This window comes from Methylobacterium goesingense (assembly GCF_022179225.1).
GTDB classification, from domain to species: domain Bacteria; phylum Pseudomonadota; class Alphaproteobacteria; order Rhizobiales; family Beijerinckiaceae; genus Methylobacterium; species Methylobacterium goesingense.
In genome coordinates this window covers 1-20,179 of record NZ_BPQL01000050.1, presented here as the reverse complement: position 1 = coordinate 20,179, position 20,179 = coordinate 1, and the positions used below count along the sequence as shown (strand labels likewise).

Annotated in this window: 20 protein-coding genes; 11 read left to right on the top strand and 9 right to left on the bottom strand. The window is 70.8% G+C overall.

What is annotated here, in order from left to right; translation table 11 throughout:
• Nucleotides 1–27 precede the first annotated feature (27 nt).
• Nucleotides 28–354 carry a heat shock protein HspQ gene (hspQ, locus tag MFF30_RS09705; RefSeq protein ID WP_306424569.1) on the bottom strand — a complete coding sequence of 109 codons (327 nt, stop codon included), beginning with the start codon at nucleotides 352–354 and terminating at the stop codon, nucleotides 28–30.
• 107 nt (nucleotides 355–461) lie between these two features.
• Nucleotides 462–1,514 carry an HpcH/HpaI aldolase/citrate lyase family protein gene (locus MFF30_RS09700; RefSeq protein ID WP_238279137.1) on the bottom strand — a complete coding sequence of 351 codons (1,053 nt, stop codon included), beginning with the start codon at nucleotides 1,512–1,514 and terminating at the stop codon, nucleotides 462–464.
• Nucleotides 1,515–1,718: 204 nt separating this feature from the next.
• Here MFF30_RS09700 and MFF30_RS09695 point away from each other — a divergent pair, with 204 nt between their 5' ends.
• Nucleotides 1,719–2,999: a patatin-like phospholipase family protein gene (locus tag MFF30_RS09695; protein WP_238279135.1), complete on the top strand. Its 1,281-nt coding sequence runs from the start codon at nucleotides 1,719–1,721 to the stop codon at nucleotides 2,997–2,999.
• An 8-nt stretch (nucleotides 3,000–3,007) separates the two neighbouring features.
• Here the strand turns inward: MFF30_RS09695 and MFF30_RS09690 are convergent, their stop codons facing one another.
• Nucleotides 3,008–4,219: an FAD-dependent monooxygenase gene (locus MFF30_RS09690; RefSeq protein WP_238279134.1), complete on the bottom strand. Its 1,212-nt coding sequence runs from the start codon at nucleotides 4,217–4,219 to the stop codon at nucleotides 3,008–3,010.
• 221 nt (nucleotides 4,220–4,440) lie between these two features.
• On the opposite strand from MFF30_RS09690, the gene MFF30_RS09685 reads away from it, so the two are divergent.
• A complete protein-coding gene (locus MFF30_RS09685; RefSeq protein ID WP_238279132.1) occupies nucleotides 4,441–5,832 on the top strand; it encodes a GntP family permease in 1,392 nt (463 codons plus the stop codon).
• On the opposite strand, the gene MFF30_RS09680 is transcribed toward MFF30_RS09685, so the two are convergent.
• Entirely contained in the window at nucleotides 5,811–6,038 is a 228-nt protein-coding gene (locus MFF30_RS09680) for a hypothetical protein (protein ID WP_238279131.1), read from the bottom strand. The two genes, MFF30_RS09685 and MFF30_RS09680, sit on opposite strands and share 22 nt — an antisense overlap.
• Before the next feature lie 280 nt (nucleotides 6,039–6,318).
• Here MFF30_RS09680 and MFF30_RS09675 point away from each other — a divergent pair, with 280 nt between their 5' ends.
• Both MFF30_RS09675 and pncA read left to right on the top strand, forming a co-directional pair.
• Nucleotides 6,319–7,293, top strand: coding sequence for a quinone oxidoreductase family protein (locus MFF30_RS09675; protein WP_238279130.1), 975 nt, complete (start codon nucleotides 6,319–6,321; stop codon nucleotides 7,291–7,293).
• Entirely contained in the window at nucleotides 7,290–7,919 is a 630-nt protein-coding gene (pncA, locus tag MFF30_RS09670) for a bifunctional nicotinamidase/pyrazinamidase (RefSeq protein ID WP_238279129.1), read from the top strand. The genes MFF30_RS09675 and pncA overlap by 4 nt, the downstream gene beginning before the upstream one ends.
• 289 nt (nucleotides 7,920–8,208) lie before the next feature.
• On the opposite strand, the gene rimO is transcribed toward pncA, so the two are convergent.
• Nucleotides 8,209–9,576, bottom strand: coding sequence for a 30S ribosomal protein S12 methylthiotransferase RimO (gene rimO, locus MFF30_RS09665; protein WP_238279128.1), 1,368 nt, complete (start codon nucleotides 9,574–9,576; stop codon nucleotides 8,209–8,211).
• A gap of 265 nt (nucleotides 9,577–9,841) precedes the next feature.
• Here rimO and pabB point away from each other — a divergent pair, with 265 nt between their 5' ends.
• Genes pabB through MFF30_RS09645 form a run of 4 tightly spaced genes read left to right on the top strand, consistent with a single transcriptional unit; the run spans nucleotide 9,842 to nucleotide 13,134 of the window.
• The gene (pabB, locus tag MFF30_RS09660) at nucleotides 9,842–11,269 is read left to right on the top strand and encodes an aminodeoxychorismate synthase component I (protein WP_238279127.1); all 1,428 of its coding nucleotides are present in this window, start codon (nucleotides 9,842–9,844) and stop codon (nucleotides 11,267–11,269) included.
• Nucleotides 11,266–11,886: an anthranilate synthase component II gene (locus MFF30_RS09655; RefSeq protein WP_238279125.1), complete on the top strand. Its 621-nt coding sequence runs from the start codon at nucleotides 11,266–11,268 to the stop codon at nucleotides 11,884–11,886. Before pabB ends, MFF30_RS09655 begins: the two co-directional genes overlap by 4 nt.
• Nucleotides 11,873–12,703, top strand: coding sequence for an aminotransferase class IV (locus MFF30_RS09650; RefSeq protein ID WP_238279124.1), 831 nt, complete (start codon nucleotides 11,873–11,875; stop codon nucleotides 12,701–12,703). Before MFF30_RS09655 ends, MFF30_RS09650 begins: the two co-directional genes overlap by 14 nt.
• The gene (locus MFF30_RS09645; protein ID WP_238279122.1) at nucleotides 12,700–13,134 is read left to right on the top strand and encodes a DoxX family protein; all 435 of its coding nucleotides are present in this window, start codon (nucleotides 12,700–12,702) and stop codon (nucleotides 13,132–13,134) included. The genes MFF30_RS09650 and MFF30_RS09645 overlap by 4 nt, the downstream gene beginning before the upstream one ends.
• Here the strand turns inward: MFF30_RS09645 and mazG are convergent.
• A complete protein-coding gene (mazG, locus tag MFF30_RS09640; RefSeq protein ID WP_373320875.1) occupies nucleotides 13,112–13,894 on the bottom strand; it encodes a nucleoside triphosphate pyrophosphohydrolase in 783 nt (260 codons plus the stop codon). The genes MFF30_RS09645 and mazG overlap by 23 nt on opposite strands.
• A gap of 682 nt (nucleotides 13,895–14,576) precedes the next feature.
• Here mazG and MFF30_RS09635 point away from each other — a divergent pair.
• Both MFF30_RS09635 and MFF30_RS09630 read left to right on the top strand, forming a co-directional pair.
• Complete coding sequence (locus tag MFF30_RS09635) at nucleotides 14,577–15,686, top strand: replication protein RepA (RefSeq protein WP_238279119.1); 1,110 nt, start codon at nucleotides 14,577–14,579, stop codon at nucleotides 15,684–15,686.
• 113 nt (nucleotides 15,687–15,799) lie between these two features.
• Nucleotides 15,800–16,285: a winged helix-turn-helix domain-containing protein gene (locus MFF30_RS09630; RefSeq protein ID WP_238279116.1), complete on the top strand. Its 486-nt coding sequence runs from the start codon at nucleotides 15,800–15,802 to the stop codon at nucleotides 16,283–16,285.
• A 136-nt stretch (nucleotides 16,286–16,421) separates the two neighbouring features.
• On the opposite strand, the gene MFF30_RS09625 is transcribed toward MFF30_RS09630, so the two are convergent.
• From MFF30_RS09625 to MFF30_RS09615, 3 genes are all read right to left on the bottom strand, one after another.
• Nucleotides 16,422–16,700 carry a GCG_CRPN prefix-to-repeats domain-containing protein gene (locus MFF30_RS09625; RefSeq protein ID WP_238279113.1) on the bottom strand — a complete coding sequence of 93 codons (279 nt, stop codon included), beginning with the start codon at nucleotides 16,698–16,700 and terminating at the stop codon, nucleotides 16,422–16,424.
• Nucleotides 16,701–16,863: 163 nt separating this feature from the next.
• Nucleotides 16,864–18,054 (bottom strand): acyltransferase family protein, encoded by a 1,191-nt coding sequence (locus MFF30_RS09620; RefSeq protein WP_238279111.1) that lies wholly within the window; start codon nucleotides 18,052–18,054, stop codon nucleotides 16,864–16,866.
• The gene (locus MFF30_RS09615; protein ID WP_238279109.1) at nucleotides 18,051–19,376 is read right to left on the bottom strand and encodes an O-antigen ligase family protein; all 1,326 of its coding nucleotides are present in this window, start codon (nucleotides 19,374–19,376) and stop codon (nucleotides 18,051–18,053) included. Before MFF30_RS09615 ends, MFF30_RS09620 begins: the two co-directional genes overlap by 4 nt.
• Nucleotides 19,377–19,774: 398 nt before the next feature.
• Between MFF30_RS09615 and MFF30_RS09610 the strand changes: the two genes are divergently transcribed.
• Nucleotides 19,775–20,179, top strand: a 405-nt coding sequence (locus MFF30_RS09610) for an ABC transporter substrate-binding protein (RefSeq protein ID WP_238279107.1), incomplete at its 3' end; no start/stop codon positions are given.

The window sequence follows — 20,179 nt, the reverse complement described above, 5'->3', positions numbered from 1 at the left end:
TGGCCTTTCTTCGTTGGGGAGGCTTGGTCAGTTGGCGTGAGCCGCCCCGCGCATGCGGTAACTGCCGTCGGCGCCTCGCTCGAACACCTCGGCGATGCCGGTGTGACGCAGGGCCTCGCCGGAGGTATCGGGCATGAGGTTCTGCTCGGACACGTAGGCCACGTACTCGCTCTCCGCGTTCTCGGCGAGCAGATGGTAGAAGGGCTGGTCCTTGCGCGGCCGGACTTCCTCGGGGATCGCCAGCCACCATTCCTCGGTGTTGTCGAAAACCGGATCGATGTCGAACACGATGCCGCGGAAGGGATAGATGCGGTGGCGCACCACGGCGCCGAGGCCGAACTTGGCGGTTCTCATCAGGGAATCGGGTGCGATCGATCGGGTCATGACCTGCAAAATAAGACGCCGCGACCCGGTTGTCATCGGCGGCGCGCCGCCGATGACGGGAGGCATGCGCGGAACGCTCAGGCCAGACCGTAGGTCTTGGCCAGTTCCGGATCCTTCTCGGCGACGAGCTTGGCGAGATCGACGATGACCTTGGCCTGCTTCCAGGTGGCGTCGTCCTGCATCTTGCCGTCGAGCATCACCGCGCCGGTGCCGTCCGGCATCGCTTCGACGATCCGCACCGCGAAGGCGACCTCGGCCGGATCGGGCGCGAAGACCCGCTTGGCGATGGCGACCTGATTCGGGTGCAGGGTCCAGGCCCCGGCGCAGCCCATCAGGAAGGCGTTGCGGAACTGGGCCTCGCAGGCCTCGCCGTCGGAGAAATCGCCGAACGGGCCGTAGAAGGCCTTGAGCCCGTTCGCCATGCAGGCATCGACCATCCGGGCGATCGTGTAGTGCCAGAGGTCCTGCTGGGCCGAGGCGCGGGCGGCGCCGTCGCTCGTCGGGTCGGCGATGACCCGGTAATCCGGGTGGCCGCCGCCGACGCGGGTGGTCTTCATGCCGCGGGAGGCCGCCAGATCGGCGGGGCCGAGGCTCATGCCGTGCATGCGCGGCGAGGCCGAGGCGATGGCATCGACGTTGGCCACGCCCTCGGCGGTCTCCAGGATGGCGTGGACGAGGATCGGCTTGGTCACCCCGTGCCGGGCCTCGAGCTGGGCCAGCAGCTGGTCGATGTAATGGATGTCCCACGGCCCCTCGACCTTGGGCACCATCACGACGTCGAGCTTGTCTCCCACTTCGGCGACGATCTCGAACAGGTCGTCGAGAATCCAGGGCGAGTTCAGGGCGTTGATGCGGGTCCAGAGGCCGGTGCCGGAGGCGGCGAAGTCGGTGGCCCGGGCCATGGCCACGAATCCCTTTCGGGCGGCCTCCTTCTGGTCGATCGGCACCGCGTCCTCAAGGTTGCCGAGCACCACGTCCACGGTGGCGGCGAGCTCCGGCACGCGGGCGCGCACCTTCTCGTTGTGGGGCGGCACGAAGTGGATCATCCGCTCCAGCTTGACGGGAAGTTCGCGGAACGGCGCCGGGGCACCCGCGGCGAGGGGCTGGAAGAAGCGGCGTGGCAGTTTCATGGGCGTCTCAGGCTCCTGTTCTTCTCGTCTGTCGGGGTTCCGCCTCAGCGGTTAGTTCAAGGCCTGCCACCTCGTAAAGGTGTGCGGGCGCACCCAAACCGTTTGCGCAGAAACCGGAACAGGCGTCTCATCGGAACGTGAGTCGTCCCCTCACGTTTTCAGGTCCGAGGGGGGCACCTCAACCAGACACGAAGGACGGACCCCATGTCCGGATCATCGATCAGGCGGAACGCGCTCCGGCATCCGGTTCTGCTCTGCGCGGCCGTGATGGCCTTGAGCCTTCCGCAAGCGACGTTCGCCGCAGAGCGGGGCAAGCCCGGAGAAGCGCGCCGGACCGAGCGCGCCGCCTTCACCGCCGCCGAATCGGCCGCCGCCCGGCCCGACGGACTTCCCGCAACGGTGCGGATCGCGGGCGACGACGCCCCGGCCTTCCGGGCCCTCGTCGAGGGGGCTTCCGCAGCCGCGCAGCCCTGGCTCGTACTCTCCGGCGGCGGCGAGAACGGCGCTTTCGCGGCCGGGCTCCTCAACGGCTGGAGCGAGGCGGGCAACCGGCCGGAGTTCGGCATCGTCACCGGCGTCAGCACCGGCGCGATGATCGCGCCCTTCGCCTTCATCGGCGCCCCCGGCGACGCGGCGTTGCGACAGAACTATACCGAGATTTCCGCCGCCGATGTGTTCGAGTTCGGCGGCACGAACGAGGCCCTCACCGACACTTGGCCGCTCAAGCGCCGGATCGAGCGGGCGGTGACCCCGGACCTGCTCCGTGCGGTGGCGGCCGAGCACGCCAAGGGCCGGCGCCTGCTCGTGGCGACCACGGCGGTGGACGGCGAGCGCCCGGTCCTGTGGGACATGGGCGCCATCGCGCAGGCCGGCGGACCGAAGGCACTGGCGCTGTTCCGGTCGGTCATCCTGGCCTCGTCGGCCGTGCCGGGCGTGTTCCCGCCGGTGATGATCGACACGGTGGCGGACGCCAAGCACTTTCAGGAGATGCACGACGACGGCGGCACGACCGCACCGTACTACCTCGCCCCGGAATCGGTGCTGCAGGCCAGGGATCCGGCGCCCCTGCCGACGCGCCAGGTCTACCTCGTCGTCAACAACAGCCTGACGCCCGAATTCCAGATGGCCACGCGCACGACCCTGAGCGTGCTCGGCCGCTCGATGTCGGCGGCGATCAAGGCGCAGACGCGCGCAGCCCTGGCCTTGAGCCGGAGCTTCGCCCAGCGCACAGGCCTCGACCTGGAGGTGGCCCAGATCGACGACCGCTTCGGGAAGACCTCCGCGGCGCCCTTCGACCAGGGCTACATGAAGGCGCTGTACGCCCACGGCGTCGCCCTCGGCCGCGACGGCACAGCCTTCCAGGGGAGCGACACGCGGCCGGATGACGTCGCCACCGGCTCGGTGAGCCGCCACACCCTCCGTGAGGTGCCGGCCGCGCCGGAGACGCTGGCCCGGCCCGAGGTCCGAAGCGTCGCCGGGCGCTGACCGGCGCGTCAGCGCATCAGACTTGGCGCCCCGAGGCGGGGGAGCACACCTTCGCGCATGACGACCCGGCGCAAGGGGCCGATCGTCGTCATGGCGAGGAGACCGAGGCCGCGCAGGGCATCCACCGGCAGGAGGCCGGTGAGCAGCGAGCGGTTCAGGGCGTCCACCGCCGTGGTGCGCAGGCGGGCATCGAGGCGCCGTCCCCGCGCGAAGCCTGCGAGCGCGGCGTGCGAACCGGGATCGCGCCCGTCCTCCACCGCCCGCATCACCGCGTCGCGCAAGGCGGCCGCGTCGCGCAGGCCCAGGTTCAGGCCCTGTGCGCCGATGGGGGGGAAGACGTGGGCGGCCTCACCGATCAGGGCGAGACGGGCCGCGACCGGGCTCGGCACGGATAGGCCCCGCATCGGCACGAGGCCGCGTGGCCCGTCGATGCGCATCGATCCGAGCATCGCCTGTGCCTGGTGCTCGACCGCCCGGGCGAGGGCGTCGTCGTCGAGGGCGGCGAGACGCTTGGCCGGGCCCTCGCCCATCACCCAGACGAGGCTGGACCGGTGTCCACCGGGTAACGGCACCAGGGTGAACGGTCCCTGCCGGGTGTGGAACTCGGTGGAGACGTCGCGGTGCGGCCGCGTATGGGCGAGGATCGTCGTGATGGCGCTCTGTGGATAGGCCCAGCTGCGCGGCCGAATGCCGGAAGCCTCGCGCAGCCGCGAGCGGGCGCCATCCGCCCCGGCGACGAGGCGGGCCGACAGGGCGCCGCCGCCGGCCAGCGTGATCGTGGCCGCGTCGGCGCCGGCAGCGAACCCCGCAGCGTCCTCTTCGAACAGCGTCAGGTTGGCGGCGGCCCGGGCCGCGGCGCGCAGGCTCTCGACCAAGCGGGCGCTCTCGACGTTCCAGCCGAAGGCGTCGAGGCCGATCTCGGTGGCGACGAAGCGGGCCGGGGGCGGGCGGAACAGGCTGCCGGTGTCGTCGACGATGTGGAGTTCGGCCAGCGGGCTCGCATGGGGCGCGATCGCGGCCCAGACCCCGAGGGCGTCGAGGAAGCGCACCGAGCCGTCGAGGAGCGCCACCGTACGCCCGTCCGCCACGGGGGCGTGCCGTCCGACAAGGGCGGTGGGCACGCCTTCACGGGCCAGCGCCAGGGCGAGGCTGAGGCCCGCCGCGCCGGCACCGACCACGGCGACCGCGAAGGATTCGGTTTTCGGAGGAAGTGTCGCCACGGGCTCGCGGTCTCCTGAACGGCATCGGGCGGCGGATCGGTCTGCAAAAACCTGGACATGCGAATGCCCGGGTTGTCCGCAGACCCTCTTGCCCGAAGACCCTAACGCTTACAGAGGCGTGTCACCGCGCCGGTCAAGGTCGCGATGGTGCCGCAGGGACCCGGCTTGTACCATCCTGCCCCAGGCCGTGGACATCGGCGGCCCGGAGGGTGTCCGTTCTCATGAGTCTGTTCATCGCGCTGCTGGCGCTCGGCTTCCTGATGCTCGTCGCCTACCGGGGCTTTTCCGTCATCCTGTTCGCGCCGGTGGCCGCCCTGCTGGCCGTGCTGCTCACCGATCCCGCCGCGGTGCTGCCGGTCTTCTCCGGCCTGTTCATGGAGAAGATGGTCGGCTTCGTGAAGCTGTACTTCCCGGTGTTCCTGCTCGGCGCGGTGTTCGGCAAGGTCATCGAGATGTCGGGCTTCTCCCGCTCCATCGTCACGGCGGTGATCGAGCTCGTGGGCGCCCGGCGGGCCGTGCTCTCCATCGTGCTGGTGTGCAACCTGCTCACCTACGGCGGCGTCTCGCTCTTCGTGGTGGTGTTCGCGGTCTATCCCTTCGCGGCCGAGGCCTTCCGCCTCAGCGACATCCCCAAGCGCCTGATCCCCGGCACCATCGCGCTCGGCGCCTTCTCCTACACGATGGACGCGCTGCCCGGCACGCCGCAGATCCAGAACATCATCCCCACCACCTTCTTCGGCACCAACACCTGGGCCGCCCCCTGGCTCGGACTGATCGGCGCGGCCTTCATCCTCGTGGTCGGCGTCGCCTACCTCGACCGGCGCATCGCCTCGGCCAAGGCCAAGGGCGAGGGCTACGGCACGGGCCACAGCAACGAGCCGCAGGTGATGGACGAGTCCGCCCGCGCCCACCCGGCCATCGCCCTCCTGCCGCTGATCGTGGTGGGCCTGTCGAACCTCGCCTTCACGGCCGCGATCCCGCGCCTCTACGGCGCGAAGGCCGAGACGGCGCTCGCCGGTCTCGACAAGCCCATCGTCACCACGGTCTCGTCCGTGACCGCGATCTGGGCGGTGGAGCTGGCGCTGCTGGCCGGCATCCTCACCGTGCTGGTCTTCGCCTGGCGTCCGGTCAGCCAAGGTTTCGCCGAGGGCAGTCGCGCAGCGGTGGCGGGCTCGCTGCTGGCCGCCATGAACACCGCCTCGGAATATGGCTTCGGCGCGGTCATCGCCGCACTTCCCGGCTTCCTCGTCATTCGTGACGCCCTCTCGGCGATCCCGAATCCCCTGGTCAACGAGGCCGTGACGGTGACGGCGCTCGCCGGGATCACCGGCTCGGCCTCCGGCGGCATGAGCATCGCGCTGGCGGCCATGTCCTCGACCTTCATCGCGGCGGCGCAGGCCGCGAATATCCCCATGGAAGTCCTGCACCGGGTCGCCGCCATGGCGAGCGGCGGCATGGACACCCTGCCGCACAACGGCGCCGTCATCACCCTGCTGTCGGTGACGGGCCTGACCCACCGGCAGGCCTATGCCGACGTCTTCGCGATCACGCTCCTGAAGACCGTGGCGGTGTTCCTGGTGATCGGGGTCTACTACCTCACCGGGATCGTCTGATCTCCACCCTCCTCCGGCTCGACGAGCCGCAGGGTGAGTTCGGTGAAGGGCCGGATGTCCCAGGTCGGCCCGGCATGAAACATCATCACCACGGGTCGGCGGGCCATGACCCGGAATTCGGGGAGCCCAGCATCCGGACGCAGGATCGTACCCGGCTGGACGGCGAGGTCGTATCCGGCGGGGCGTATCCACACGATCTCGTTCATCGAGCCGATCCGCCTTCCGGGTCGCGTCGTCACAGCGCCCGTCCGCAGGATTCGGGAATGGGCGCCGGATGACCTGCGTTAATCACGCGATCGCGATCGACGCAATCAGATTGGAGCAGGGGCGTGACAGTCCGGTTCGGTGCGGTGGCGCACATGGTGGCCGGGGGGCGGGATGAGACCCTGCACCATTGCCGGCGCACCGGGACCGTCTATGTCGCACCTCATTGCGGCCGGTGGTCCCCGCCGGTCCCGTCCCAGACCCCAATCGAGGAACGACACGATGCCGAAGGCGATCCAGGTTCACGAGTACGGCGGCCCCGAGGTGATGCGCTACGAGGACGTGACGCTGCCCGCGCCCGGCCCCGGGCAGATCCACGTCCGGCAGACCGCCATCGGCGTCAACTTCATCGACATCTACTTCCGCTCGGGCGCCTACAAGGCGCCGCAGCTGCCCTTCACCCCCGGCAAGGAGGGGGCCGGCGTGATCGTGGCTCTCGGCGAAGGCGTCACCGACTTCCGGGTCGGCGAGCGGGTGGCCTACGGCTCGGCCGCGAGCACCTACGCGGAGGAGGTCGTGATCGAGGCGAGCGCCGCCGTGCACCTCGCCGACGACGTCGACGACAAGACCGCCGCCGCGATGATGCTGAAGGGCCTCACCGCCGAGTACCTGCTGCACCGGACCTACGCGGTGAAGCCGGGCGATACCATCCTGTTCCACGCCGCCGCCGGCGGTGTCGGCCTCATCGCCTGCCAATGGGCCAAGCATCTCGGCGCCACGGTGATCGGCACCGTCGGCTCGGCCGAGAAGGCGGAACTCGCCCGCGCCAACGGCTGCGACCACGTCATCCTGTATCGCGACGAGGACTTTTCGGCTCGCGTCCGGGAGATCACGGGGGGCAAGGGCGTGCCGGTTGTCTATGACGGCGTCGGCAAGGACACCTTCCCGGCCTCCCTCGACTGCATCAGCCCGCTCGGCATGTTCGTCAGCTTCGGCTCGGCCTCCGGCCCGGTGGACGATTTCAGCTTGGCGCTGCTGGGCCAGAAGGGTTCGCTCTATGCCACCCGCCCCTCGCTCTTCGCCCATGCGAGCAAGCGCGAGACTCTCGACGCCATGGCCAAGAATCTGTTCTCGGTGGTGGCGAGCGGCGCGGTGAAGATCCCGGTCCACAGCACGGCCAAGCTCGCCGACGCGCAGCAGGTCCACCGGGATCTGGCCGCTCGCAAGACCACGGGCGCCACGGTGATGATCCCGTGATTCCGAGCGGGCGGGACGTCCTCCTCGTCATCGACGTGCAGGGGGACTTCCTGCCCGGCGGGGCGCTCGCGGTGTCCGACGGCGACGCCGTGATCGCGCCGATAAACCGTCTCCTCGCGCTGTTCCCACACGCGGTGCTGACGCAGGATTGGCACCCGCCGGACCACGTCTCCTTCGTGACGAGCCATCCTGGCAGGGTCTCCTTCGAGACCGTGCCACTGGCCTACGGGCCGCAGGTGCTGTGGCCGGAGCACTGCGTGCAGGGCAGCGCGGGGGCCGCACTCAGCCCCGCTCTCGCGGCGGACCGCGCCGAACTGGTGATCCGCAAAGGTCACCACCGGCACGTCGATAGCTACTCGGCCTTCATGGAGGCCGACAGAATCACGCCCACGGGGCTAGCCGGCTACCTGCGCGAGCGCGGCTTCACCCGGGTGGTCCTGTGCGGCCTCGCCACCGATTACTGCGTCGCCTGGAGCGCCCTCGACGCGCGGGCGGCCGATTTCGAGGCGCTGGTGGTGGAGGACGCCGTGCGGGGCATCGACCTGGACGGCTCGGTGGCGCGGGCCTGGGCCGACATGCAGGCGGCTGGGGTCGGTCGGATCACGAGCGGGGCCTTCGGAACCTGACGGACTGGTGGGAAGCGCATCCCCTCGCCCCGCTTGGCTGGGGAGAGGGCCGCGACGACCCCGTCGTCGGCGCGGCAAGGCGGCAGCCGGGGGTGAGGGGGCGGTGCCCGGAGGAGACACTTTCGGATGCGCGCCCCTCACCGTCGCTCCGCGCATCACAGGCAAGACAAAGTGCCTGTGATCCTCTCCCCGCGTGCGGGGAGAGGGGGACGCGCACAACTGTCAGTGCCGAGCGATGCGTGGAGTCTGGCTGGGTGGCCGTCGCGAGGCGGCGGCCGACCTTCGCGGTCTACACCGCGCTCCCATAGAGATCGTACGCGTCCGCGCGCTCGATCTTCACCGTGACGATGTCGCCCACGCGCAGGGGGCGGCGCGCCGTGACGTGGACGTTGCCGTCGATCTCGGGGGCGTCGTATTTCGAGCGGCCCTTGGCGACGGTGCCGTCGGCCGCGTCGATGATCACGGGCAGGCGCTTGCCGATGCGGGCCTTCTGCAGGCGGAGGGAGACGCCCTGCTGCGCTTCCATGAAGCGGCGCTTGCGCTCGGCCTTCACCTCCGGCGGGATGAGATCGCCGAGCTCGTTGGCCACCGCGCCGCGCACGGGCTCAAACTCGAAGCAGCCGACGCGCTCGAGCTTGGCCTCCCGGATCCAGGCGAGCAACTCCTCGAACTCGGCCTCGGTCTCGCCGGGAAAGCCTACGATGAAGGTCGAGCGGATGGCGAGATCCGGGCAGATCTCGCGCCAGCGCCTGATGCGCTCCAGCTGCTTTTCCTGGTTGCCCGGCCGGCGCATGCGCTTGAGTACGGAGGGGCTCGCGTGCTGGAGCGGCATGTCGAGGTAAGGCAGGATCTTGCCCTCCGCCATCAGCGGAATGACGTCGTCCACGTGCGGGTAGGGGTAGACGTAGTGCATCCGCACCCAGGCGCCGAGCTCGCCGAGCTCGGCGGACAGGTCGTAGAACTTCGCCCGCACCTCCCGGTCGCGCCAGGGGCTCGACGCGTAGCGGATGTCGACGCCGTAGGCGCTCGTGTCCTGCGAGACCACCAGCAGCTCCTTGACGCCGGCCTTGACCAGCTTCTCGGCCTCGCGCAGCACGTCGCCCGCCGGTCGGCTGACGAGGTCGCCGCGCAAGGAGGGGATGATGCAGAAGGTGCAGCGGTTGTTGCAGCCCTCGGAAATCTTCAGGTAGGCGTAGTGGCGCGGGGTGAGCTTCACCCCCTGCGGCGGCACGAGGTCGAGGAACGGGTCGTGGGCCGGGGGCACCGCCTCGTGCACCGCCGCCACCACCGATTCGTAGGCCTGGGGCCCGGTGACCGCGAGCAGGTTCGGATACTTTTCGCGAATTTCCTCGGGCTGGGCGCCCATGCAGCCGGTCACGATGACCCGGCCGTTCTCCGCCATGGCCTCGCCGATGGCCGAGAGCGACTCGGCCTTGGCCGAATCGAGGAAGCCGCAGGTGTTGACGATGACGACGTCCGCGCCGTCATGCCGCCGGGCGAGCTCGTAGCCCTCGGCGCGCAGGTGCGTGAGGATGCGCTCGGAATCCACCAGCGCCTTGGGGCAGCCGAGGGAGACGAATGAGATCTTCGGGGCGCTGGTCGCGGCGCTCTTGGGTGCCGCGCCGGCAGGAGCCGGCGGCAGGGGGGATGCGGTCATGGATGCTCGCCGGGCCGGACCGGAAACCGGACGGCCGTGGAATCGGGGGAGGGCGGGACAAAGAGGTTGACAGCCCTATAACGGGATTCGCCTGCCTAGGCGAGCCGGGCGGGGTCGAGCCATGCGCGGATCGCGCTTTTGCCACGCCGTCGCGCATGCCACCTGTGCATGATACCGCAGGCCACGACGGATGCTTCGACTCCCACTGCTTCGCCCCCCCCCCCGGGATTGCCGGTCCGTCTCCGCCCTAAACCTTCGAGTCGTCATGTGGACTGCTGACATCCCGTTCGTCGAACCCATCGCGGCGGCCGAGGCCCTGGCCGCCCTGCCGGGGCTCGCCTTCCTCGACAGCGCCATGCACCACGACACGCTGGGGCGGACCTCGACCCTGGCGGCGGACCCGTTCGGGTGCTTCCGGTTTCGCGATGGCGTTGCCACCCTCGACGGACGAACCGTGCCCGGCTCCGGCCTGGAGGCGCTGCGCGCCTGTCTCGCTCCCTACCGCACGGCGCGCGACCCGGAGCTGCCGGACTTCGCGGGCGGCGCCATCGGCTACCTCGCCTACGATCTCGGCGCGACGCTGGAGCGGGTGGCGCCCCCGGCCCGGCGGGCGGACCTGTGCGACGACATCGCCTTCAACCTCTACGACACGGTGCTGAGCATCGACCACGGCACCGGGCGCTGCCGCCTCATCGCCACGGGCTTTCCCGAGACTGCGCCAGCGGCGCGCGAGGCCAGGGCCCGGGCCCGGCTGGCGCAGTTCGCCGCTCTTCTGGCCGGGGCTCGGCAGAGCCCCGAGCCGGTGGCGCAGGGGCCGCTCGTCTGGCGCTCCAACTTCACGCGCGCCGGCTACGAGGCTGCGGTGGAGCGGGTGCGCGACTACATCCGGGCCGGCGACATCTATCAGGCCAACATCGCCCAGCGCTTCGAGGCCGACCTGCCGGAGGGTTTCGACCCGTTCGGGCTCTACCGGCGCCTGCGCGCCACCAACCCGGCGACCTTCGGCGCCTACCTCGCCTTCGAGGGCCTCAGCATTGCTTCGAGCAGCCCCGAGCGCTTCCTCAAGCTCAGCGGGCGGGCGATCGAGACCCGGCCGATCAAGGGCACGGTGCGGCGCGTGGCCGACGCGGCGGCCGACGCGCGCCTGGGCGAGGCGCTGCAGGCCAACGCCAAGGAGCGGGCCGAGAACATCATGATCGTCGACCTCCTGCGCAACGACCTCTCGCGCATCTGCGAGCCCCACAGCGTCCAGGTGCCGGTGCTGTGCGGCCTCGAATCCTACGCCTCCGTCCACCATCTCGTGTCGGTGGTCACCGGAACCCTGAAGGCGGACATGGATGCCCTCGACCTGATCGCCGCCACCTTCCCGGGCGGGTCGATCACCGGCGCGCCGAAGCTGCGCGCCATGGACATCATCACCGAGATCGAGGGCGACGCGCGCGAACTCTATTGCGGCGCCATCGGAGCGCTGGGTTTCACCGGTGATCTCGACACGTCGATCGCCATCCGCACCGTGTTCATGGACCGGAACCGGGCGGTGCTCCAGGCTGGTGGCGGCATCACCCTGCTGTCCGAGCCGGGCCCCGAATACGAGGAGACCCTGACCAAGGCCGCCCGGGTGTTCCAGGCCTTCGAGCCCGATGCCCGCGATCCCACCTGCGAACCCGACGCCGGGGCGGGGAGGGCGCCGTGATCCTCGTCATCGACAACTACGACAGCTTCGTCTTCAACGTGGTGCGCTACTTCGAGGAGCTGGGCGAGACCGTGCGGGTGGCGCGCAACGACGCCCTCGACGTCGCCGGCATCCGCGCTCTCGCCCCCGAGGCGATCGTGATCTCGCCGGGCCCCTGCACCCCGGCGGAGGCCGGCATCTCGCTGCCCGCCATCCGCGAGCTCTCCGGCGCGGTGCCGCTGCTCGGCGTCTGCCTCGGCCACCAGGCCATCGGCGCGGCCTTCGGCGGCCGGGTCGCCCGCGCGGGGCGCCCCCTGCACGGGCAAGCGACCCCGATCCATCACGACGGCGCCGGGCTCTTTACCGGCCTGCCCGATCCGATGCAGGTCGGGCGCTACCACTCGCTCATCGTCGCGCCGGAGCCCGGCATGGCCGACCGTCTCAGCGTCGACGCGGTCTCGGCGGAAGGGGAGGTGATGGCGCTCTCGCACCGGACCCACCCGACCTGGGGCGTGCAGTTCCACCCGGAATCGGTGCTCACCGAGAACGGCCACGCCCTCTTCGCCAACTTCCTGCGCCTCGCCCGCGACTGGCGCGCCGACCATGCTCTGCCGGCCAAGACCGATGCTGTGGTTTGACGGCGGCCTCACCGTGGGGCCGGTGCCCTTCGACCTCGCCGACCGGGGCCTGACCCTCGGGGACGGGGTGTTCGACACGGCGCTCGCCCGCCACGGCCGCGTCCTGTTCGAGGCCGCGCACGTGACGCGCCTCTCCGCCGCCACCGCGACGCTGGGCTTTGCCGTGGCGCCGGAGCGCATCGCGGACGCCATGCGGGCGCTGGCCGAAGCGGCGGGCCGGGCCCACCCCCTGGCGGCGATCCGCACCACCATCACGCGGGGCTCCGGCCCGCGCGGCCTCAACCCCCCGACCGAGCCGCGGCCGGTTCTGTGGGCGAGCGCCGCCCCGGTGGGACCGGCCCTCGCCTTCGCGCCCTTGACCCTCGACCCCACGGAGATCCGCCGCAACGAGACCTCGCCGGCCGCGAGCCTGAAGACGCTGGGCTACCTCGACGCAGTGCTGGCCGCCGGCGCCGCGCGGGCCGCCGGCTTCGACGAGGCCCTGTTCCGCAACACACGGGGGGCCGTCGCCTGCGCGGGCACGGGCAACCTGTTCGCGGTGATCGACGCCACCCTTGTCACCCCGCCCCTCTCGGACGGCGTGCTGCCCGGCATCCTGCGCGCCGAGATCCTGGATCGCGCACGACGGCTGGGCCTCGCCGTCGCCGAACGGAGTTTCGACCTCGACGCGCTCCTACGCGCCGAAGCAGCGTTCGTGACCAATTCCCTGCGGGGCCTCGCCCCCGTGACGGCGATCGGCAAGACCGCATTCGCCAGCCCGGCGCACCCCGCAGTGACGGCCCTCGTGGCCGATCTCCGCGAGACCTTCGCTCCATGAGGGCGCCGCGCTTCTGGTGGCGCCTGCCCCTGATGGCGGCCTACGGCTTCATCGGAATCGTGCATCTGGCCGCCCCCGACGCTTTCCTGCCGATCATGCCGGCCTGGGTACCGGAACCCCGCCTCACCGTGATCGCCACTGGCCTGTGCGAGCTCGCCGGGGTCGTCGGCCTCGCCTTCGGGCCGACCCGGCGCTGGGCCGGGATCGGGCTGGCCCTCTACGCGGTCTGCGTCTTCCCGGCCAACCTCAAGCACGCGCTCGAGGGGATCGTCGTACCGGGCCTCCCCGACAGCTGGTGGTATCACGGGCCCCGGCTGGCGTTTCAACCGGTCTTCGTCTGGTGGGCGCTCTATGCCGGCGGCGTCATCGACTGGCCGTTCCGCCATCGCCCGGCCGGACCTCCGGCGATCAGCCCTTCTCGGAAACCTTGACCGCCACCCAAGCGGCTTCCATCGCGTCGAGGTCGCTGTCGGCGAGGCCGGTCCCTCGCGCCTCCAGGACCGCCGCCATGGCATTGAAGCGACGCTCGAACTTCATATTCCCTTTTTTTAAGGAATATTCCGGGTCGATGCCGAGATGGCGGGCAAGGTTGGCCACCGAGAACAGCAGGTCGCCGAGTTCCTCCGCCACCGCCGCCCGGGTGCCGTGGGTCATGGCGTCGGCGACCTCGTCGATCTCCTCGCGGACCTTCAGCACCACCTGTGCGGGGTCGGTCCAGTCGAAGCCGTAGGTGGCCGCCCGGGCCGAGAGCTTCTCCGCCCGCGTCAGGGCGGGCAGGGGCAGGGGGATGCCCGCCAGCGGTCCCGGCTCCCGCGGCGGCTTCGCCCGACGCTCCTCGGCCTTGATCGCCGCCCATTGAGCGGCCACGGCCTCCGGATCGCGCCGGGGCGATCCCGCGGGCAGGAGAGCGCCGTCCGGCGCGAAGACGTGCGGATGGCGCCGGACCATCTTCTCCATGACCGCCCGGACTACGTCCGGGAAGGCGAAGAGCCCAGCCTCCTCGGCGATGCGAGCGTGGAAGACCACCTGGAGCAGCAGGTCGCCGAGCTCGTCGCGCAGGTCCTCCGCGTCACCCCGCGCGATGGCGTCGGCCACCTCGTAGGCCTCCTCCACCGTGTAGGGCGCGATGCTGGCAAAATCCTGGGCCACGTCCCAGGCACAGCCGGTCTCCGGGTCGCGCAGCTGCGCCATCAGCGCCAGCAGATCCTCGATCCTCACCCTGTTCCTCCGCATCACGCCTCACTGGGTCCTCCTTAGCGGATCGCGGGCCAACCCGTGAGGCTGGGGATGGATGCGGGAGAGACGGTGGCTTCCTTTGGAAAATTCCCTTGAAAAAGCCTTGGCCGGGGGGGTGTTCGTTCTTCCGAACAGCTCCCGGACCCTTAGGAAAGGTATCAGTAAGAGATTCTCAGAGAGTCATTTCTGAGAGTTATATGGGGGCGTCGAAAACCCCGCTGCGCTAAAGACTTGAGGGTGGTTCGCGTATCGAACTCTGCGTGGATGCGTATCGAACTCTGCGTGGATGCGTATGGGATTCTGCGTGGGTAAACCCGGCCGGCGCATGGGATTCTGCGTGGATGCGTATTGGGTTCGGCGTAAATCGCGGGTCCGGCCGGTGAACTCTGGGGATTGAGCCGAATCCGACCCCGTATCGAACTCTGCGTGCGCATCCCTAGGCCGGACGCGGCGCGTGGACCGGCCGGGATTTTCCCCGTTCCGGCCAGTGGATAGCCGGGATGATTCAGGGGACCGGCGCCGGCCGCCGAGACTCCACCGTGGGGAATCGGGCATGGTCTGCTCACGGCCGGGTCGGGACTCCCGAACCCCGCGTCCCGCGCGGGCGGCACGCGGGTCACCGCCGGGATCGTGGAGCATGGGGCGGGGTCTGTTGGGGATCGAGGACATATTGGCGGGCATCCGCGACGCCGACCTTCTCGCCGAGGTCGAGGCGGCGCGCGGCAGCTTCCTGTTCGCCACCATCACGGAGACCATCCTGCACCGGCAGCGGGCCCGGGACGCGGAGGTCGCCGCCCGAGGGGCCGTGGCCGGCCGGCGCCAGGCCATGGGCCGCGACCAGCGCCGCCGCGACACCATCCGCGAGGTCATCGAGACCGAGCCCACGGGCCCCGAAAACCTGCAGCACATCCACTCGGTGCTGGCGCTCTGCGGCCTGCCCTACCGCGACCCCGGCGATGCTCGCGAGTTCTTTCGGGAGTATGGGCGCAACTCGCTCAGCCTGCTGGCCGGGCGCCTGAAGAACCCCGCCACCGGCGAGATGGAGTTCCAGGGCCTGCCCTACGGCCCCAAGGCCCGCCTGGTGCTGCTGCATCTCTGCACCGAGGCCGTGCGCCAGCGCAGCCCCACCATCGCGGTGGCCGACAGCCTGTCGGGCTTCATGAAGGAGATGGGCTTCGCCGTCACCGGTGGCGAGCGCGGCACCATCCGGCAGTTCAAGGAGCAATTGGCGCGGCTCGCCGCCTGCACCCTGCAGATCGGCCTTTGGGACGGGGCGGGCAGCGCCAGCACCCTCAACGTGCCGCCCTTCCGCCAGCTCGACCTCTGGCTGCCCCAGGGGGCCGACGGGGTGGTCTGGCAGAAGAGCGTCCAGTTCCATCAGGATTTCTACGACAACCTGATCCAGCATGCCCTTCCGGTGGACATCCGGGCGGCCAGGGCCTTCTCGGGCTCGGCGCGCAAGCTCGACCTGCTGTTCTGGGTCGGCTACCGCCTGCGCGCCCTCCAGCGGCCCCTGCGGCTGACCTGGGACAACCTGCACAAGCAGTTCGGTGCCGACAACGCCAGCCTCCGCAGCTTCCGGCAGGCCTTCAAGGCGGATCTCGCCCATCTGCAGGAGGTGTTTCCGAAACTGCCGATCCGCCTCGACGACTCCGGCATGCTGTTGCAGCCCGCCGACCCGAGCGCCCTGCTGATCCCGCCCCGCGGGACCAAGCCGCCGCGCAAGGCCGCGCAGGCCGTAGCCTGACGGTATATTCCCTTACAGAACAAGGAATAAGAGTTGTCAGCCAATCGGACTTAAGGAATAATACGGAATGTTCCGCTTCCCGATGGCGCGAACGCATTGTCCGTGAGGCGTCCATGTTCCTCTCAGAGGCCGAGGCCGAGGCGGCCCTGCGCGACCTGCGCCGCCGCCGCGACGAACTCGACCGCGTCATCGCCGAGCACCAGCTCTACCTCGAACTCGGCCGCCGGCTCGGTGCGCCGACCCGCGCGACCGAACCGGTGGCTCACCGGCCGGCGACTCCGGATCCCCTGTCCGGCGCCGGGATCGCCCCCGACCGGCCGCCGGATCAGGCGCGGGCGGGCGAGGACCTCGTGGCCGCGCGTCGGCACGGGCGCGCCCTCGTCGCGGCGGCGGTCAACCTGCTGCACGAGGCCGGCCGGCCGCTCCATGCCGGCGAGATCCTGCAGGGCCTGACGGCGCTCGGCTTCGACCTGCCGGGTCACGACCCCGTGGCCGCCCTCAACACTCGCCTGTGGAAGCGCGCCGTGCCGGGCGGCCCCCTGAAGCGCCTCGGCGAGGCGGTCTACGCCCCGGCCGAGGAGGACGAGGATCTCGGCTGACGGGCGGCCCGCCCTGGCGCATCCGAGAATTCGATCGGGCAGGGCCAAGGCAGTGAGCTGCGCGTCGGCGGCGGTGACGTCCTGCGCGCCGAAGCGAAATGACGCGGGCGGCGTCGCCGTCGCCCGCGCAGGCCGCTCAGAAGAACGGCCCGTAGAGCGGGCGCGGGCGGTAGTACCCGTAGCGCGGCCCGTAGAAGGGACGCGGACGAAAGTACCCGTAGGGCCTGTACATGGGCCGGCAGTAGCCGAACCGGTTCGGGATGAAGCCGGGGCCGCAGCCATAGGCGACGGTCTCGACGGCCGCACCTGCCAGGGTGCCGGCGGGGGTGGGCGCGATCGGGGCGGCGTGAGCGGCCGAGGCGAGGCTGACGCCGCAGGTGACGGCCAGCGCCGTCACGAGCGATTTCACGGACATGGAACCATGACCTTCTGCTGGTGTCGGAATCCGGTCCCGCGCGGGCCGGACCGTCCGAACGTGCCAGCGTTTTTCTGAACGCACGCTGACGGGCGAACGGGCCGGATCGCCCTGGACCGGACGTCGCCGACGCCGTGCTCCGGAGGGGTGCGTCGAGGCCGGATCAGGCGGCGGGCAGAGCGTGCGGGGCCGGAGCTGAGCCCCGCCGCAGGAGGCGTCGGCGCGCCGGTTCCTCGACCCAGAGGTGCCCCGCTACGCTGAGCGCCAGGGCGAGCGCGGTGGCGATCCCGCCGCCGAGCCAGGGCAGGGCGGCGAGCCGGCCCCCGAGAGCGAGCCTGTCGAGGCTGTTCACGAGGGCGTAGGCCGGGGAATGGACGAGGTAGAGCGCGAAGGAGATCCGGCCGAGGAAGACGAATCCGGGCGCCACCAGGGGGCCGCGATGGATCTGCGCCCCGGCCAGGATCAGGGGCGCCCAGGCCAGCGCCGTGAGGCCGTTGTGCAGCAGCGCCTCGGGCAGGTGGGGCGAGGCCGCCACCAGCCCGAGGGCGCCCAGGGCGGAAAGGCCGAGGAGGGCCGGAATCGGGAGTCGAAACCGCGTCCAGGCCACGTAGAGGAGGAGGCCGGCGACGAATTCCGGCAGTCGCAGCAGGGGATTGTACTTGATCGCCTGGGCGAGGAGCACGGCGCTGGCGCTGCCCGTCTCGGGCGAGATCAGCGAGAGTCCGGGGGCGAAGCGCGCCCAGGCGAGACTGGCGGCGGTGGTCAGCGCCGCCCAGGCCGCCAGGGTGAGGCGCGCGGTGCGGCCTGGGGCGCGCAGAGCCAGGGGCAGGAGCAGCGGGAACAGGGCGTAGAAGAACAGCTCCGCCGAGACCGACCAGCTCGGGCAATCGAGGGCGCAGGCCGCCCCCGGCACCCAGGCGTGGAGGCCCAGCGGCGCCAGCACCGCGCTCGCCGCCATCAGGCCCTGGAGGGGCGGGGCCGATTTCACCACCCAGACGGCGAACCAGGGCAGGCTGAGGGCGAGGGCGACGAGGTAGAGCGGAAACACCCGTGCCACCCGGGCCCGTCGGAATCGGGCGCGGGCCGCAGGTTCCCCGAGATCCACGCTCCGATAGTTGTAGGCCAGGATGAAGCCCGAGAGCAGGAAGAAGAACGTCACCCCCGAATAGCCGAGCCCGATCACGGCCGGGGGCGTCGCCGCGGGGAAGAAGAACCCGGCATAGTGGAACACCAGGACGTAGGCCGCCGCCACGAAGCGCAGGGCCGTGAGCGCCCGCAAGGGCGCGACCGGCGGATGGGCCGGGCCCGGGGCCGCGCGCGTCTCCGGCGGGCCCGTCACGGGAAAACCCGTCACCGGGGGGCGATCCCGATGACCCGCGCCCCGGCGGAGAAGCGTAGGCCAAGCACTCCGACGGCGAGCAGGAAGAACAGGGCGTTGGTGGCCTGGTAGAACACGGATTCGAACACCGCGACCATGAGGGTGAACAGCCACATCCGCAGGAACAGCATCGCCAGCGGATCGATGCCCCGCGTTCCGTTTCCGCGCGCGCGCAGGCGGGTCTCGAGGTCGGCGAGGGGGGCGAGCACGAGCCACCAGACCGTGAAGGCGAGGCCCGGCAGGCCGCTCTCCAGGGCGGTGTTGAGGTAGCCGTCATGGGCGTCGGTGGCGCGGTTGACCCAGGTCGTCGCGTCGGCGCCGCCGCCGTAATACACGCTCTCCCAGAAGGCGCCGTAGCCGAAGCCCGTGATGGGTTTCTTGACGATGTTGTCGACGGCGAAGGCCCAGATCTCGGTGCGGCCGGTATAGGTCGGGTCGGTGGCCAGGCTCGCGATCACCGACGCGATGGTCGGGGAGAGCACCGAGCCCACCGTGGCGACGAGGAGCAGGGCCAGGGGGCCGAGGAGCACGAGCCGGTGCCAGTGGCGCGAGGGAAAGAGCGTGCAGGCCCAGGTCAGGCCGAGCACCGCCGGGGTCATGGCCAGCGAGGTCTTGGAATTGGTGAAGGCGAGGAACACGCCCGCCAGGACCACCACCGCCCAGCCGAGGAGGCGCTGTCCCATCCCGGCCCAGAACAGCCCGATGATGATGAACATGCCCATGGCGGCGCCGGCGCCGTTCTTGTGGGCGTAGACGCCGCGCCAGCTGCCCGCATGTTCGGGCTCGATGAGATCGAGGGCGGTGTGCATCGCGCGCTCGGGCACGAGGACCAGGCCGAGATAGCAGAGGACGAGCACGACGAGCACGCTGCCGCCGAGCGCTTGAGCGAACTGGCGCGCGTCGCGGGCGAGCACCAGCACGCTCACCACCCCGCCGAACAGGATGAAGAGCGAGATCAGCCGGCGCGCCGAGACGGCGGGCTCGATGGAGAAGGCGGTGGAGACGCAGATCCAGCCGAGCATCGCCAGGATCGGCAGGGTGGCCAGCGGGCGCAGGGCCGCCCGCCCGCGCCAGGCCAGCACCGCCAGGGAGACCGCGCCCATCCCGAGGAACAGCACCTGATTGACGACGTTGCCGCCGGCGCGCGAGGCCGCGTTCTCCGCCGCCGTCCCGTCGAGGAACGGGTCGGCGCCGATCAGGACGAAGAGCAGGATCGCGCCCATGATCCCGATGCGCGCGGCATCGGGCAGATCCCGGCGCAGTGCCGCGCCCGAACCGGTGGCGATGCCCGTCGTCATGCTCCACTCCCGCGTCCGAGGGCCGGCGAACGAGGCGCCATCCTAGCGCCCCACGTCCTGATCGATAGGCGTGCAGAATACCGTCCCACGCGCGAAGCCGGTTCCAACCCGTCGACACTGTCCGGCCGGTGGGGACGGCGCAACCCCGTACGGCCCCGGCGGTTCGTCGCCGGAGCGACGGCCTTTCCCCCGGATCCGGAGAACGACGACCTCCTGTGAGGGTAAGAAAGAGACGATCCTGCTGTTCATCCCGGGGAGGAAGCCGTGACGGGGGTGAATTCTTGCACTCCAAGCCGGTGCATGCGACTGCGCGGGGCATTCACGCCGGGCCACGCCGCCTCGACCTCTCCGAGGCCGGCGCGGCTCGGCGCTCCGATCCGCCGTCCTGGAACCGTCCGATGCGCCTGACCCGCCGTGCCGCCACCCTTTCCGCTGCCGTCGCAACCTTCGCCACCTGCGCCGGCCTCCTCGTCGCCGGCCCGGCCTCCGCGCAGAATGCTGCGCCGGTCCCGGTCCGCATCGGCGTCATCCCGGTGATCGGGGCGGCGCCGATCTTCGTGGCCAACGGCGAGGGCTGGCTCAAGGAGGCTGGGCTCAGCCCCACCTTCACCACCTTCGAATCCGGCCCGAACATGATCCAGGCGCTGGCGTCCGGCACCATCGACGTCTACGTCGCCGGTGTCGCGCCGCTGGCCGTCGCCCGCACCAAGGGCATCGATGTGCGGGTGGTGGCGGCCACCGCCATCGAGGAGATGGTGTTCGTGGCGGGCCCGAAGCTCGCCCCCTACTTCACCCCGGGCGCC